This is a genomic window from Paraburkholderia sp. SIMBA_030 (assembly GCF_046535245.1).
GTDB lineage: Bacteria > Pseudomonadota > Gammaproteobacteria > Burkholderiales > Burkholderiaceae > Paraburkholderia.
This window is the reverse complement of record NZ_JAWRXB010000037.1, coordinates 19973-34635: the sequence shown is the minus strand read 5'-3', so window position 1 is coordinate 34635 and position 14663 is coordinate 19973. Positions and strand designations below refer to the sequence as shown.

General features: G+C 59.1%; 11 protein-coding genes and 3 pseudogenes. 5 read left to right on the top strand and 9 right to left on the bottom strand.

Features of this window, described 5'->3' with window-relative positions:
• Positions 1–229: hypothetical protein (locus SB772_RS38010; protein ID WP_410838246.1), on the bottom strand; the 229-nt coding region annotated here is incomplete at its 3' end.
• A gap of 561 nt (positions 230–790) precedes the next feature.
• Between SB772_RS38010 and SB772_RS38005 the strand changes: the two genes are divergently transcribed.
• A complete protein-coding gene (locus tag SB772_RS38005) occupies positions 791–1243 on the top strand; it encodes a helix-hairpin-helix domain-containing protein (RefSeq protein WP_410838245.1) in 453 nt (150 codons plus the stop codon).
• Between the two features lie 661 nt (positions 1244–1904).
• Here SB772_RS38005 and SB772_RS38000 read toward each other — a convergent pair.
• A complete protein-coding gene (locus SB772_RS38000; protein ID WP_410838244.1) occupies positions 1905–3359 on the bottom strand; it encodes a cytochrome-c peroxidase in 1455 nt (484 codons plus the stop codon).
• 173 nt (positions 3360–3532) lie between these two features.
• Positions 3533–5224, bottom strand: coding sequence for a phospholipase C (locus tag SB772_RS37995; protein WP_410838243.1), 1692 nt, complete (start codon positions 5222–5224; stop codon positions 3533–3535).
• Between the two features lie 788 nt (positions 5225–6012).
• Here SB772_RS37995 and SB772_RS37990 point away from each other — a divergent pair.
• Positions 6013–6320, top strand: a pseudogene (locus tag SB772_RS37990) (integrase); the annotation flags it as partial.
• A 155-nt stretch (positions 6321–6475) separates the two neighbouring features.
• On the opposite strand, the gene SB772_RS37985 reads toward SB772_RS37990, so the two are convergent.
• The 3 genes from SB772_RS37985 to SB772_RS37975 form a co-directional block, all read right to left on the bottom strand.
• Positions 6476–6727, bottom strand: coding sequence for a DUF1488 domain-containing protein (locus SB772_RS37985; protein WP_410838242.1), 252 nt, complete (start codon positions 6725–6727; stop codon positions 6476–6478).
• A gap of 326 nt (positions 6728–7053) precedes the next feature.
• Positions 7054–7404, bottom strand: coding sequence for a rod shape-determining protein (locus SB772_RS37980; RefSeq protein WP_410838241.1), 351 nt, complete (start codon positions 7402–7404; stop codon positions 7054–7056).
• A gap of 58 nt (positions 7405–7462) precedes the next feature.
• Positions 7463–7864, bottom strand: a complete 402-nt coding sequence (locus tag SB772_RS37975) for an ACT domain-containing protein (protein ID WP_410838240.1) — start codon at positions 7862–7864, stop codon at positions 7463–7465.
• 470 nt (positions 7865–8334) lie between these two features.
• Between SB772_RS37975 and SB772_RS37970 the strand changes: the two genes are divergently transcribed.
• Positions 8335–9900 (top strand): recombinase family protein, encoded by a 1566-nt coding sequence (locus SB772_RS37970; protein ID WP_410838239.1) that lies wholly within the window; start codon positions 8335–8337, stop codon positions 9898–9900.
• Positions 9897–10425, top strand: a pseudogene (locus tag SB772_RS37965) (ParB/RepB/Spo0J family partition protein); the annotation flags it as partial. The gene SB772_RS37970 and the pseudogene SB772_RS37965, both read left to right, overlap by 4 nt.
• Before the next feature lie 29 nt (positions 10426–10454).
• Here the strand turns inward: SB772_RS37965 and SB772_RS37960 are convergent.
• From SB772_RS37960 to SB772_RS37950, 3 genes and pseudogenes are all read right to left on the bottom strand, one after another.
• A pseudogene (locus SB772_RS37960) lies at positions 10455–10553 on the bottom strand (carbonic anhydrase); the annotation flags it as partial.
• A 60-nt stretch (positions 10554–10613) separates the two neighbouring features.
• Positions 10614–11918 (bottom strand): DUF2254 domain-containing protein, encoded by a 1305-nt coding sequence (locus tag SB772_RS37955; protein ID WP_410838238.1) that lies wholly within the window; start codon positions 11916–11918, stop codon positions 10614–10616.
• A 25-nt stretch (positions 11919–11943) separates the two neighbouring features.
• Positions 11944–13671: a SulP family inorganic anion transporter gene (locus SB772_RS37950; RefSeq protein WP_410838237.1), complete on the bottom strand. Its 1728-nt coding sequence runs from the start codon at positions 13669–13671 to the stop codon at positions 11944–11946.
• 573 nt (positions 13672–14244) lie between these two features.
• Here SB772_RS37950 and SB772_RS37945 point away from each other — a divergent pair.
• Positions 14245–14523, top strand: coding sequence for a hypothetical protein (locus tag SB772_RS37945; RefSeq protein ID WP_410838236.1), 279 nt, complete (start codon positions 14245–14247; stop codon positions 14521–14523).
• Positions 14524–14663: the final 140 nt, after the last annotated feature.

Sequence of the window (14663 nt, the reverse complement as noted above, 5' to 3'; positions counted from 1 at the left end):
TCGAAAGACCGCAAGACGGCGATGGCGAGCGGCGGCAATTGGCCGGCAGTACGCGTTCGTACAAACCGCCGGAAAGCATCTGCGGGGAAACAGGGAAATTGACGAAGCTCGCGAGGAGCGAGCTATCCACGACGGAAGCGGACGCTTTTTGTGAGCTGATAAAGAAGGCCTTGCCGTTAGGCACATTTCGAAACGACACTGTCCACGCTTGGTGGTACGCCGACTTCAAGGGGCTACCCTCACGAATTCGACCAAAGAGGGATAGCCATGAATCGGCGGACTGGAGTCGTGGCCGTGTTGTACAGGTTAGCGAGATACGGAGCGCCCGAGAGGAAATTGAGCGCTTCTACCGCGATCTGGACACGCAGCGGGGAACTTGGACAGTTCGAAACCCGTAGGGCCTACCCAACGCAACCCTCGCGGGGACAATATGCGCAAGGTTACTTCCAATGCACAACGGTCATTCGTGGCGTCGTCAAGGCCGGCCAGTCATCGATGCGAAAGCCGAGCGCATGCCCGCACTCGAAGTGCGGGCGCTTGATCTGCTGACGACGGTGTTCGCCGAACGCGGTACTTGCAACGGCGAACCGGTTGCCAGAAGCGAATCGGCACGAACTGCTGCCTCTGGTCCGACATCGGGCCAACCGCCTGCTACGGGTCGCCTACGGAAGTTCGCCATTGTGCGAAACCGGCTCAGTTTCAGACGCACACAGGTTGCGGATGAAGGGTTCAGGTAGGATGCCGATCCTGTCAGCATTCCAGTAGCGATACGACAAGCCACGCCTCATTCATGTCAGCAAGTCCAACTAACGCCGTACCCAGGCCCGAACCGGATCGCCTCGCTGGACTCGTCGAGCGCGTCACGTTCCACAACGCCGATAGCGGCTTCTGCGTCCTGCGGCTGAAGGTCAAGGGCGAGCGTGAACTCATCACCCTGGTCGGGCACACTCCGACCGTAGCGCCAGGAGAGTACGCCTCGGCATCGGGTACATGGGTCACGGATCGCGAGCACGGCAGACAGTTCAAGGCGGTCTTAGTCAGGATTTCGCCGCCGAACACGCTGACCGGCATCGAGCACTACCTCGGCTCCGGGATGGTCAAGGGCATTGGTCCTGTATACGCCGGCCGGCTGGTCAAGGCCTTCGGTGCCGCCGTGTTCGATGTCATTGAGCAAACGCCCGCGCGGCTGCGAGAGGTCGATGGGATCGGGGAACTTCGCGTGACTGTGCAGGATTTTTCTTGAGCAAGTTGAGCTAACGTGAGTGATGGCCGCTCAGCCGACTAAGCGCATCCTTAGACCTCTGTCGGGCCTCGTCCCAGATGCCTCAGATCGGCGGCATTAGCATGCAGAGGCTCAGCGGCGACATCGAACAGTTAACAGGCCCCAAAATTTAATTCGCGATAGCCTCTAAGACCTGTCGCCGAAACGTAGTGACTACCCGAGAACAACACGGCAGGCTTGCGCGACTAATGGGACCGCGATCGACTGAAAGCCTGCCAGGGCGACCCCCTCGTGCGACGGGTTGCACATCTCAACGATTCCTCTCAATCCTTGCTGCACAAGGATTCCAGCCAATTCGACCTGCTAGAAAAGTACGTCGGGACCGGCCGGGTTATTCCGGTTTTGTGCTGGCACATCCCTGACGTTCTTCCTCCATCCGACGGGGCAGTCCAAGCGAGCTGACTGGTTTTCACGATAGTCAGGCTGAAGGATTTCGTCGTGGGGTATCTCCTCTTGCGACCAACCCCGCTGCATTGATCGGCTCACTGGGCCGTCCCGCACCTTCTATACGACAACGTGCCGGCCCCTCGATCGGCGACCGGGAGGCGGCTGCCGTACCCCTATTGCAGGTTTTTGATCAGCGCGCGACGGGCGCGTGCTGCGCTCGCCTTCCATCCAGCGATTACTTGCGAATGCTCTCGTAGCCGTCATCGAGCGTCTTCATGAACGCAATGATGTCGTTGATGTCCTCATCTGTCATCGCAGGCTTGTCGCCAAACTTGCGGTCAAACGGGGCATCCGCAACGTCGACATTCGAATGGTATTTTTCAGGCAGATCGTCATACACCAGGACTTTGCCCGCCGCGTCAGGTGGGTAGATTTTCTCCGGGCTCGTGTTGCGCAGGTTATAGAAATCCATGACCTGCTTGAGGTTGTGGTACACGCCATTGTGGAAGAACGTACCGCGGGTTGCCGTGTTACGCAGCGTCGGGGTCAGGAACATGCCGCAATATTGCGTGTCCTTCGTCATGTCGGTCCGGAACGGGCCACAAACGCCCATGTCGTAGAACTTGGGATCCTTATTCCGCACAAGTTCGTGATTGCGCGGGACGCCGAGCGCCTCATACTGCGTGTCCGTAAATAGCGGCGGAAGACCGTCAGACGTCGGTTGACTCAGGTGGCAGCCTGCGCAATTCGCTTTGTCCTTGTCGTTGAACAGGCGCAGGCCCCGCAGTTCGGCTTGTGTAAGGCGGGCATGTCCTTCGAGCCAGGCGTCATATTTGCTCGAGAATGCATGAAACGCCGGATCTTCGAACTGATACCTGCCAATCGCGAACATGGCCTCCGACACGAGCAGGTTCGGGTCGTTGACGACGCGCGTACCGAAGAGCTGCTTGATCGTACCGATGTACTTCGAGTGCATGAGCTTGTCAGCGACCGCCGGCACGTTCGGGTTCGCCATTTCGACTGGGTTCGTCAGCGGTCCGATCGCCTGATCCTGAAGCGTGCTTGCGCGGCCGTCCCAGAAGAACCCGCCTTGCGGCACCATGGCAGGCGCGGCAGGCGCGACGCCTGCGTTTTTCTGGGCGCGTTGCACACCTTGTGCGGCGGATGCAAGTACGTCGAGGCTGACCGGTGCGGCGTCTGTCTCCCCCTGGTCGGGACCGATGCTGAATGGAGCCTGGCGATACAGGTAGGCAAGCGATGGCGCCGGCCGATAGCCAGCGTCCGTCATGTGAGGACCGCCAAGCTGTACCGAAAGATCGTTGGGTGGTCCGAAAGCGTGTGCGGCACTATGGCACGACGCGCACGACTGTTTGCCCGACGCCGAAAGCGACGGGTCATTGAATAAGTCCCTGCCGAGCACGGCCGTCGCGCTAAGGGGCGCGACTGGGGGACGCAAGAGCTTGACCGGGTGGGCGTTCGCGCCCGTCAGGTCCTCAACCCTGTCACCGATCGCCGCGGGCATGCGTTCGGGGTAGATCAGCGCGTAGCCAACTACGACGGCGCATGCCAGCACGATGCCCAACAGTATCCACAGGATCCGGCGGCGCAGCGTGTGGCTGGCAGCGTCGGGAGACGGGCCGCTTCCGGTGGGTAGTTGCGAAGGCAAGGTGGCATTCGAAGGAAGGTTCATCGCGATAGCTGTGGCAAATCTGAACTGCAAATAAGCAAGTCGAGCCACCGTACTGGCTGGCTCGACGCCTTTACTGACTGTTTGTTATCAACGACCGGTTCGCCGAACGTCATGCCGCAGGATTGACCAGCACGTCCCCTGCGGCATGACAGACAGACAAACCAGGCGACTGCTTAGTTCTTCGCCGGCGCGGAGGACAGCTTGGTGCCAGCGTTCGTGTCGAGAAACACCGCCGGCGTCTTGCCACCATTCGTGAAGTCGAACAGCGAATTGAGGCTGCCCGTCGCCGCATCGTGCGATCCGCCACCGATGCGCGTGCCGCCGAGCCAGTTGTCTTCGATGAACTTGACAACCGACGCTTGCGTAATCAGCGTATGGTCGACGTAGTTGCTACGTGCATACGGCGAGATCACGATGAGCGGAACACGCGTGCCCGGACCGCAACGGCCGTTCACAGCAGCGCCCGTCACGCCGACGCCTTGAGTTGCGCCCGCTGCGTTACAGGTACCTACGCCATTCAACTGATCGGCGGTCGGGTCGAACGATGAAGTCGTCGGCGTTGCGTAAGCATGGTCGTACCAGCCATCCGAATCGTCGTAGGTGATGATGATGGCAGTGTTCTTCCAGTCCGGCTGTTGCTCCAGGAAGTTGACGACCTTCGTGTAGAACGCCTGCTCGTCAATCGGATCTGAGTTGCCCGGGTGGCCGTCGCCGACGGCCGGTGCCTTCAGATAGCTGACCGACGGGTAGTTACCCGACGAGACAGCCGCGAAGAAGTCGTTGACGTCGTATTGATGGTGAACCGGTGTAGCCGTCGAATCGAGCGGATCGGTCTGGCCAATCAGCGCGGTCGACGTCGGGCGGGTGTGCGCCAGGTTGGCCGTCGTCGCATAGTACTGGAACCAGTTGTGGTGAGGCACGTAGTCCACCTTCGTTGCACCGAGGACCGACGAGAACGTACTGCGGTTGCACGCCGTCGTGCCGTTCGGGTTCTTGGCGGTCAGGTCGAAACCACCCATGAATCCGCCCCACGTGATGTTCTTCGCATTGAGCAAGTCACCGATGTTCTTGTTGTTCGCGGACATCGAGACATTGCCGCTGGCGGACGTCGACGAGCACAGGTCGCCTGTCGGGTCCGAGTCGCCATTGACCGTGAAGCCTCCGGTGCCGTCGGCGATGACGTTGTCGCCTTGTGCGGCGCCGTTCGCGGGAACACCGCCGTTCGTTTGGCCCGAGACGACTTCAAGCGCACCCGGCGTCGACGGTCCGTACGTGTCCGTGTACATGTTGTCGCTCATTGCGAAGTTCTGGGCGTAGTTCCAGAGCGCCGTGACCGTGTTGCCGTCGAAGTAGCCCATCACGAGACCCGGCGTACCGAATGTCGAACCGCTCCCGGCACCGTTGTTACCCGTGAACTTGGGGAACAGGTCAGCCGCGCCATTGTCGTAGGCGAGCTGCTCGTTGCGATAGTCGTGCGACTGGCCGTTCGTGTTGGCCTGGCTGCGGTCGAGGCGGAACGGGTTCTTGCCGCTACCTGCGGCAAACGCGTTGTTAGCCGTGTTCAGGAAGTTCGGGTTGCTCGTCAGAAGCGATTTCTGATTCAGGGTGTTGATCTGGGTCGGCGTATTCGCCGCTGCTGTGAACGCAGGCTCACCGACCGGGTTCTGCGCGTTCGGGTAGGTGCCGAAGTAGTGATCGAAGGAACGATTTTCACCGAAGATCACGACCAGATGCTTGATCGGAGTGGCCGTACGAACTTGCCCCGGCGGTGTTTTATCATGTGTTTTATCATTGGCGCTCCATGCAACTGACGATGCGAGTGCTGCGGCTGTGAGCGAACCAAGTGCTACATGACGCCATTTCATTATGCGGCTCCAGTTTGGATTCGTATTGTCGGGGGTGGCCGCGACGCCCAGGCATGAGGACTGTCGGATCCCCATCACATCGCTGATACCGCTCGGATGTGAAGGGCTGCGCGGCAACGGGGGCTAGGAAAGCGCAGCTATTAGAGCATCGACGTATGAATGCTCGGCGTCAGAGTCCTTACGAAATATTTTCGCCCGCAAGGATCTGGCGGAAGGTGTGGCGGCATTTGCCTGGAGATCTGCGGAGATTGCATTGGCAACGGTGTGATTGCGTCCACATCAAGGCGGCAACTCACGTGTTGGTTGCCGAAATGACCGGTCTACAATGGACATGCGTACAAGCGCATGTCCATTGACAGCTTTATCAACCTGTCGTAAATGGTCGCCGGATACGATAAGGCCGTGCGCTCATCGAGAATGAGTCGCCCACCTCGCGGGCAAGAGGTCAAGAGCCGTTGATCGATCGAAGGCATATGACCTTGCAAGGCGCTTCGGCGCCCTTTGTCATTTCTGGGGCCCGCGGCGCGCAGCCCGAAAAAAAGCCCGCCACAGGGGAGGGGCGGGCTTAATCCATAAGCTGAGGAGATCAAGATATGGAGGAGACGAACTAAGTATAAACCCTAATCAACATCCATGCAGCGCACGCCCGGCGGGTCGGGTACGGAAGTTCGGCATCCGGCCGCGGCCACCGCTGTTCGGACTGACCGCGTACTTCCGGGTTCGTTAAGGGTTATCGCCCCCGGTGGTCGGCGCAGACTGGCACTCCCTTCACTTGAAAGGAGATCTTCATGGAAGCGACTACCGGTGTCAGCGCGGCACGTGTGCCTTGGAATAAAGGCAAGTTGACGGGCAGAAGCCGCCGCTGAAACTGAAAGAGATCTGGGCGATCCGGATTCGTCTGCAACTGGCAGCGAGAACCCGCGATCTTTCGATGTTCAACCTGGCCATCGACAGCAAGTTGAGAGCGTGCGATCCGACCAAACTGCGAGTGCGTGATATCTGCCTTGGTCAGCGTGTTGCGTCACGGGCAACGATCATGCAGCAGAAGACGCAACGGCCGGTTCAGTTGGAAATCACCGAGCTAACCCGAGATAGTCCAACCAAGCGACTTCCAGCGCATCGACACCGGGGTTCCGGAGACGGGGCAAAGGCTCGACCGCGGAATCAGACACCTGTTTCGTCGACCGCAGGAGCCCCGATCGCGAGAATTTGCCGCCTATATCGTGCTAGTTCTATGGACATGGCTACCACTCAGGAAATCTTATATCGGTTCTGAGGACCGTCGACATACTGATTCCTGGCGATTTCGTGGAGTTTCTCGCGAAACTGGTCGAAGGCGTCGAGGATCGACCGCTCGTCGGAGCCAGCTTCAGGTTGCAGATTTCTTAGCATCGCGTCGTCAACCTGGAAGGTGATTTCGCGCGAATTGTCGTATCCCCAGAAACATACGCAATGTCTCGCGGCATCGTAGCTACGGCTGGGATTGGGGAATTGAAGTGCCACGGTCACCCTTTCACGTCTGCAACCGAGTAACGCCACTTGCTGGCATTCGAATCGATCAAGGCAAAACTCACGCGTCTCTGTTCTGCGCGCAAAGCGTTCGCCGTTTCGAGGATAAGCGCGTGCGTCCTGCGCTCGACGGCGTACGCACTCGAGCCGCCCGTGATGGTCGAAGCTGGTTTGGTCTGTATTGACATGATGGGTCCCGGAGCACCTGGTCGCGAGGCGCGACCAGCCTTTATCCCACTGTATACCCTTCGTGCGGCGCAGTGTCTTTTGTTGATAGCATGGTCGCCGAAGACCGTCGTTTCGCCACCGCGGCGCCATTGTCAATCGTAGGAGAAGAAACGGTCGAATTTGTCCATGTGTTCGAGGGCCATGCCCGAGCCGCGCACGAAGCACGTCAGCGGGGTATCGGCAATGAACACGGGGAGACCCGTTTCTTCGGCGAGCAGACGATCCAGGTCACGCAGCAGCGCACCGCCGCCGGTGAGCATGATGCCTCGCTCGGCGATATCGGCGCCGAGTTCCGGCGGTGTCTGTTCGAGGGCCATCTTGACCGCCGATACGATCTGGTTCAGCGGGTCGGTGAGCGCTTCGAGGATCTCGTTGCTGGAGACTGTGAAGCTGCGCGGTAGCCACGACAACTTCTGGTGTTGTTTGTGGTACATGCGGTGCATGTGTTGCGCCGACTGGAAGAAGCAGGAAAGGTCGTGAAATTTTCGCTCGTCTTAGAGATCAGTTGTCGGCCGAGGCCGCGATGTCGTGCAGCAATGCCATCGCGGCCTCGGCACGTTGAACCGGAACGAGGATGTGATCATGACAATACCCGGCAATCACATTGCATGGAATGCCGGCGTCGGCCAGCTTGCGGCTGACGACAGCGATGAATCCGACCGCTTCGAGACTGGAATGTACCGTCAGGGTAATGAGACGGGCATCGAACGTATACGACAGGCCAAAACGTTCGGCATCTGCACGCTCCACGATTGCCGTCAGTCCCTCTCGCTCTCGCATGGCACAGAGCGTCGGTAGTTCCGCCGGCAGGTTGAAGTCACGAAGCAAACAATAGACATAGATTGGCTCCGCCAGCACGGGGCTAAGCGTCGCGCATAGCTTTTTCAGGTCTTTTTCGCTCATGGTTCCACCATCGTACAAGGAAGTTTGTTTATGCCATTGAATGCGTACTTATTGCGGGCGGTTAGCGAATTTACAGGCCGTTCAGAAATGCTGAACGGCCGCTAGAACGTAACATGGGGCGACTTCAGAAAACAAAACAGTCCGAAACAAACAGTTGGGTTGATTCTTGGCATCTACGGCGAGGCGTTGCGCGACAAATGGAATGGCCCGTGTCAGCGGTTATTGACGCCTGAGTAATGTTTTGCAAGGAAACCTTCGATGCCCCATTTCGTAGTGTGATACGTGATTGCAAAGAGATGACGTGATCGACTTCCGCGCCGGGCCTGCTACCTTTGCTTTGTACCCGCTATCAATCGAACGCCGCAGCACTTAACGTGCACCGGCGTAACAGGTCAAACCTCCATCGTCCGGCGTCCCGCCGCAGGCGGAGGTCTAGTGAGCGGGGGTTCGACGCTGGCTGGAGCAGGACCGTGTCACTCGATCACACAGGCGATGCCGTCGTCGCGCAGGCCCCCTCGGTGCGGGCGGCCGAATACGTTCGGATGTCGACCGAGCATCAGCAATACTCAACCGAAAACCAGCGCGACAGGATCCGTGAGTACGCCGGGCGGCGAGGTCTCGAGATCGTTCGCACCTATGCTGACGAGGGTAAAAGCGGTCTGCGTATCGACGGGCGGCAGGCGCTTCAGCAGCTGATCAAAGTCGTTGAAAGCGGCCGTGCGGATTTTCAGGTGATCCTCGTCTATGACGTGAGTCGCTGGGGGAGATTCCAGGACGCGGATGAAAGTGCGTACTACGAGTATGTCTGCCGGCGTGGCGGCATCCAGGTTGCCTACTGCGCCGAACAGTTCGAAAACGACGGCTCGCCGGTGTCCACCATCGTAAAAGGAGTCAAGCGGGCGATGGCCGGCGAGTACAGCCGGGAATTGTCGGCCAAGGTGTTTGCTGGCCAGTGCCGGCTGATCGAGCTCGGCTTCCGGCAGGGTGGACCGGCCGGCTTCGGTCTGCGCCGGGTGCTCATTGATCAGCACGGGATCATGAAAGGAGAACTTCAGCGAGGCGAGCACAAGAGCCTGCAGACCGATCGCGTCATCCTGATGCCGGGGCCCGAGAGCGAAACCCGGATTGTCAATCTCATCTACAACTGGTTTATCGACGGGTCGTTAAATGAATACGAGATTGCAGCCCGGTTGAATGGCATGCGCGTTCGCACAAATCTCGATCGGGAATGGACACGAGCGACTGTACGGGAGGTACTGACCAACGAGAAATACATCGGCAACAACGTCTATAACCGCGTGTCGTTCAAACTCAAGAAAATGCGCGTCGTGAATACACCGGACATGTGGATCCGAAAGGAAGGTGCATTCCAGTCTATCGTACCAAGTGAGGCGTTTTACACAGCACAGGGCATCATGCGGGCGCGCGCCCGACGCTATTCGAATGAGGAACTCATTGAGCGTCTGCGCAACCTGTACCGCAATCGTGGTTTCTTGTCTGGCCTGGTTATCGACGAGACTGATGGCATGCCATCAAGCTCCGTTTACATGTACAGGTTCGGCAGCCTGATCCGCGCATACCAGACCGTGGGCTTCACGCCCGGCCGCGACTACCGCTATCTCGAGACCAACCGCTTCCTCCGGCAGTTGCACCCAGAAATCATTATGCAGACGGAGAAGAAGATCGCCGATCTCGGTGGCGCAGTGTTGCGTGATTCAGCTACTGATCTCCTGACGGTCAACAACGAATTTACGGCTTGTCTGGTACTCGCCCGTTGCCAGACGCACGACAATGGCCGGCATCACTGGAAGGTCCGGTTTGATGCGAGCCTGCTGCCGGACATTACGGTAGCCGTTCGGCTCGATCACGCGAATTCCGCGGCGCTCGACTATTACCTCCTGCCGCGCCTGGATTTCGGCCAGCCGCGCATCAGCCTCGCCGACCAGAATACGATCGAGTTTGAGAGTTACCGGTTCGACACGCTGGAATATCTCTACGGCATGGCCGAGCGCGCCCGCCTTCGGAGGGTGGCATGAACCAGCAGCAACAAACGGGCGAGGTCCGGATGATTCCGGTCGACAAGATCGAGGTCATCAATCCGCGCGAACGTAATAACCGCGTCTTCAACGAAATCGTTGGCAACATCAGGGCGATCGGCCTGAAAAAGCCCATCAAGGTCACGCCGCGCGCCACTGCCGATGGCGTCGAGAAGTATCTGCTCGTGTGCGGCGAAGGGCGTCTGAAGGCTTTCCGTTCACTCGGCGAAACGACCATCCCCGCGATGGTTGTGAATGTCAGCGACGAAGATGCATTCATCATGAGTCTCGCCGAGAACATAGCCCGTCGTCAGTGCCGACCACTCGAACTCCTCGCCGGCATCCGGCAATTGCAGGAGCAGGGATACACGCTGAAGGTGATCGCAGAAAAGACAGGACTGACCCAGCAGTATGTCCAGGGCATTCTGATGCTGCTGCATCATGGGGAGGAACGGCTGGTCATCGCGGTTGAGAGGGGGCGGATTGCGCTTAACGCTGCGCTCACGATTGTCGGTGCCGGCGAACAGATCGCCCGGATGGGTGGAGGCAAGCAGGTCCGGCACAACCCGGCTGTCCGAGCAGGTGATGAAGAGCGCATCGGGCGTCTGCGCGAGCGCCAGTCTGCTGAACTGCTGCGCGTATTGCGGCAGCATTTTCTCGCGGAATTCGACAATCCCCATTATGAGTTTGTCCACGGTTTGCCTCCGAAAGGGCTAGTCGTTTGCTGCCGAACCTCCGAGCCCTTGCGAGTCGGGGATGCGGGCCAACGCCTGGTCCTCGGGAAAAAGGTGCGTCGAGGCGATCGCGCGATCGAGCAGTGCCAGCTCGACGCACAACGCGTCATGACGATGTTCCGGAAGGCTCTGGACGAGATTCTCTATGGCCGCGCGTAGACGTCGCGCGATCTGAATGCTGCCCGCGCCGTACTGTCGTATTTCGCGAAAACTGATATGCACGAAGTCTTCCCAATTGGGCGTCCGCAAGATCACCCGCACCCGCCCTGACCCATCCACAATCTCTTCGATGTGCAGAGACCGTTTGCCCACCACACGCAAGAGTCGGTGCACCTGATCGACTGCAAGCACGGCCGTGGTCGGATCGTTGATCGCCGCCGACAGCGCTTTCAGCGCAATATCGACCAGGATCCGAAACGCGAACATAGGGTCCTGCTCCATCGTGCGTTCCGTCCCGAAAGCGACCAGGGTGCGGAGCCTGCGCTCATCGATTGCGCCAGAGTTCCCGTACAAATAAAACAAGGGTTCGTCCACCGCGACGAAATCACCCACTTGCGGTACAAATTCGATGATTGAGTTAGTGCGCCGCGCCTTGGCCACCAGCCTTTCCAGATTCACGGCCAGAACGATGCCAGATTTGCCGCGGTGACGAACAATGCGATCAGGTACGCCTCGCTCCTTGTCACGTTCCGGCGAGGTACTTGCACCCTTAGTCGGAGCGGGATACACGCTCTCTATGACCGCCATCCCGTGCTTCCCAACGCCTGCTACGAGGCTTACGGGACGCAGAGATTTCGCGGCGTAGTCAATCAGGAAAAGGAACGCGACGACGGAAGTGAATCCGAATAGCGCTGCAATGAACACTTGAAGCTGCTGTACCTCATTCTCACCCATCCAGCCCAGCGTTCTATTGGCGAACAGCATTGTGAAAACGAACAATCCCGAGATGCCACGGATGATGTTGTCGCGCAGCAGTGTCGTCGCGATGATCCGCGGGGTGTACTGGCCGCCAGCGACCTGGATTGCGACGAGCAGCGAACCGAACGTAAACACCAGAAACGTCAGGTCTGCGGAAACGATGTCACCAAGCAACGACCGCGCCCCAGTCATGGACAGCCCAAGAAAACCGGTTTTCGGATCAAGGATCGCTTGCCTGATCATCCACCTTCCCAGCATTTCAGTCAGAGGTTTTACCACGGCATAGATCGCGACTGCGATGAGCGGCACAGCCCACAGCGAAGATTTTAGGTAGCTCTTTAAGCTGTACCAGCGATTCCAGTCCATGTTTGCTGTCTCCCTACGATCGCGCTCAGTGCTGGTCGATGTAGTCGTCGACTGCACTGCCCACGGTAGGATGAAATCGCTCATCGCCGACGATGTCCAACATTTCGAAACGTCTGAGCTTGTCGCGCACCGGGTCTTTCATTTCGGCGAAGTGCAATGCGATATCGCGCCCGCCCAGTATTCGAATCAGTTCCCGTAACATGTCCGCTGAGGTCACGTCGATACTGGTTACGGGTTCAGCGGCCACTACGATCCTGCGCACGGGCGTCGATGACTCATCGACGGCTTTCAGCAGGCATTCCTGGAAAAGCTCGGCATTTGCAAAGAACAACGGCGCATCCCAGCGAAACAGCAGCAGCCCCGGAATCCGCGTGGCATGTGGATAGCGCTTGATGTCATGGTAGCCGCGCAGATCTTCCACACGCCCGAGAATGGCGTAATGGGGACGCCAACCGTCCCAGAGAAACTCGATGACCGCGATCACGATTGCAATGCAGATACCGGGAATCGCACCGAAAACGGCGACGCCTGCGAAGCAGACAACGGAGAGCCAGAACTCCCATTGCTGGATTCGATAGATGCGCCTGAGATCCGTAAATTCGAACAGGCCGAGGGCGGCGGCAATGACGACGGCGGCCAGTGCGCTATTGGGCAGATACCGCATCAGATTCGGTGCGGCGATCAGGAGCACCGCTACCGCCACCGCGCCGACCACGCCCGTCACCTGCGTTCTGGCGCCCGCTGCTTCGGCCACGGGTGTGCGCGAAGAACTGCTGCTGATCGGAAAACCCTGAAAAAAACCGGCGGCCAGATTGGCCGCCCCCAAGCCGACCATCTCCTGGTTTGGGTCCACGCGCATATGAAAACGCGCAGCGAAGGTTCGTGACAACACGCTGGTATCCGCAAACGAGATCAGCGCGACCGCGCAGCCGCCAAGCAGAATCTTGACGAGATCGGCGTCACCGACCCATGGTAATGCGAACGATGGAAGGCCTTGCGGGATCTTGCCGAGTACCTTGACGCCGACGCTGTCCAACCCGAATGCGATGACGCTTAGCGTCGCGAGAACGACGGCGATCAGGATGCCCGGCACTTTTTCGAAGCGCTTGAGGAACAAAATCAGCACAAGGCTTCCCGCGCCGACGGCGAAGCTGTACCAGTTGGCTTTGCCCGCACCGATGGCCGTTCCAAGCGCCAGCAGATCGCGCAGCGGTCCCCGATCATCAAACGAGATGGCAAAAAGTTTCGGCAACTGGCTGATCAGGACGGTCAGCGCAATGCCGTTCATGTAGCCGTACCGGATGGGCTTGGAGAGCAGTTCTGTGATGAAGCCGAGCCGCAGAAGTCCCATCACGACGCAGAACAGCCCGGAGACGATCGCCATCATGCTGGCCGTCGCTATCGCGCGCGAGGGGTCGCTGCCCGCGGTAGCGATGACGACGGCAAGAATTGGCGCGGCGAGTGCGGAGTCCGGACCGAGCACCAGAATCCGGCTGGGACCAAAGACGGCATACGCCAGCAACGGAACGATCGTCGCGTAGAGGCCATAGACGCCTGGAACGCCTGACGCCTCGGCATATGCGATACCGACGGGTACCAGCATCGTGGTGAGCACCAGTCCGGCAGCCAGATCGTTGGGTAGCCAGCTACCCCGATACGTCTTGAGCATCGCCAGGCCTGGCAGCCAACGCAACCATCGCGTCGCCCCGACGGCAGCCTGTCCACCTTCATGAGTAGGACGATCGGATTGCATTTGTCGGATGGTTGTGATCGAAAGAGTCGCGATCCGGAGTGTGCGGCACTGCCGTTCCAAATGAAGGATAGCCCAGCCAGGCGGGCGCGACGTATGGGACCAAGGTCCAATACCTTCCTTGGCAGGCAGTGCGTAGACTGGTTTTGATCCACTTTCCGAGGCGTTGAGCGGGTGTGTGAGATGCCCTGTGCTGAGTTCACCGGACCGGCGCCATTGCCGTGTTCCCCAGTACTTTCGGGTAGAACTGACTCAGTACGGTGGTCTACTGTGCGGTCGCCAGCAGGGCGGAAAGGAAAGCGAATCACGTCATGGTTGCGATGGTTGCGCTGATGGCAGGCTGCCCCGGACTTGCCCAGCCTCAAACCTCAGTGGATGTCACCAGCGCGCCAGGTAGCGCCACGGTCGTGGGAACCGCGAAGGTCACGGCCACCATCGTCGCGATGGAACCAGACACCCGTACCGTGACGCTTTAAGACGGCAAAGGCAGGGCGGTGCAAGTGGAGGTGGGAGAAGAGGCGCGCAATTTCGACCAGTTAGGGTTGGAGATATCGCCTCTGACGGGATGTGCATACTATGAAGTACCTCCCGGCACCGTCATCGCCGCACCTGCCGGCTTTGACCGGTCCTTCGCGGCCGCGGTGGGACGCGATGCGAGACAAGGGTCTGTCGATTACCGGGCAGGATCTTGCCAGCGGCACGATCATCGGCGCACTCGCCGGCGATGTCGTGATGACGAGCGTGCGTCCGCAAGCCGATGGCAGTGTCGTCGTGCGGTTCGATTCGAAGAACGCGCGCGATCCCGCACTGCTCGATCGCATTTCGCGCAGCTATGACAGGCGGATGGGGCGCTAAGCGGCTGTGCGTTGCCGGCTTCCACCGTGGTGAAGGCAAAGGCGCTGATTATAGGGCACGTCATCTGTAGGAGTCACCTCATGGCCGAGCGCTCGCAACGGCAATCTTGATCAAGGGCAGACTGTCTTTTCTCGTGAGCC

Coding starts and splice junctions, on each gene's coding strand:
- SB772_RS38005 (WP_410838245.1), top strand. CDS start 791: ATGTCAGCAAGTCCAACTAACGCCGTACCCAGGCCCGAACCGGATCGC.
- SB772_RS38000 (WP_410838244.1), bottom strand. CDS start 3,359: ATGAACCTTCCTTCGAATGCCACCTTGCCTTCGCAACTACCCACCGGA.
- SB772_RS37995 (WP_410838243.1), bottom strand. CDS start 5,224: ATGAAATGGCGTCATGTAGCACTTGGTTCGCTCACAGCCGCAGCACTC.
- SB772_RS37980 (WP_410838241.1), bottom strand. CDS start 7,404: ATGCACCGCATGTACCACAAACAACACCAGAAGTTGTCGTGGCTACCG.
- SB772_RS37975 (WP_410838240.1), bottom strand. CDS start 7,864: ATGAGCGAAAAAGACCTGAAAAAGCTATGCGCGACGCTTAGCCCCGTG.
- SB772_RS37955 (WP_410838238.1), bottom strand. CDS start 11,918: ATGGACTGGAATCGCTGGTACAGCTTAAAGAGCTACCTAAAATCTTCG.
- SB772_RS37950 (WP_410838237.1), bottom strand. CDS start 13,671: ATGCAATCCGATCGTCCTACTCATGAAGGTGGACAGGCTGCCGTCGGG.
- SB772_RS37945 (WP_410838236.1), top strand. CDS start 14,245: ATGAAGTACCTCCCGGCACCGTCATCGCCGCACCTGCCGGCTTTGACC.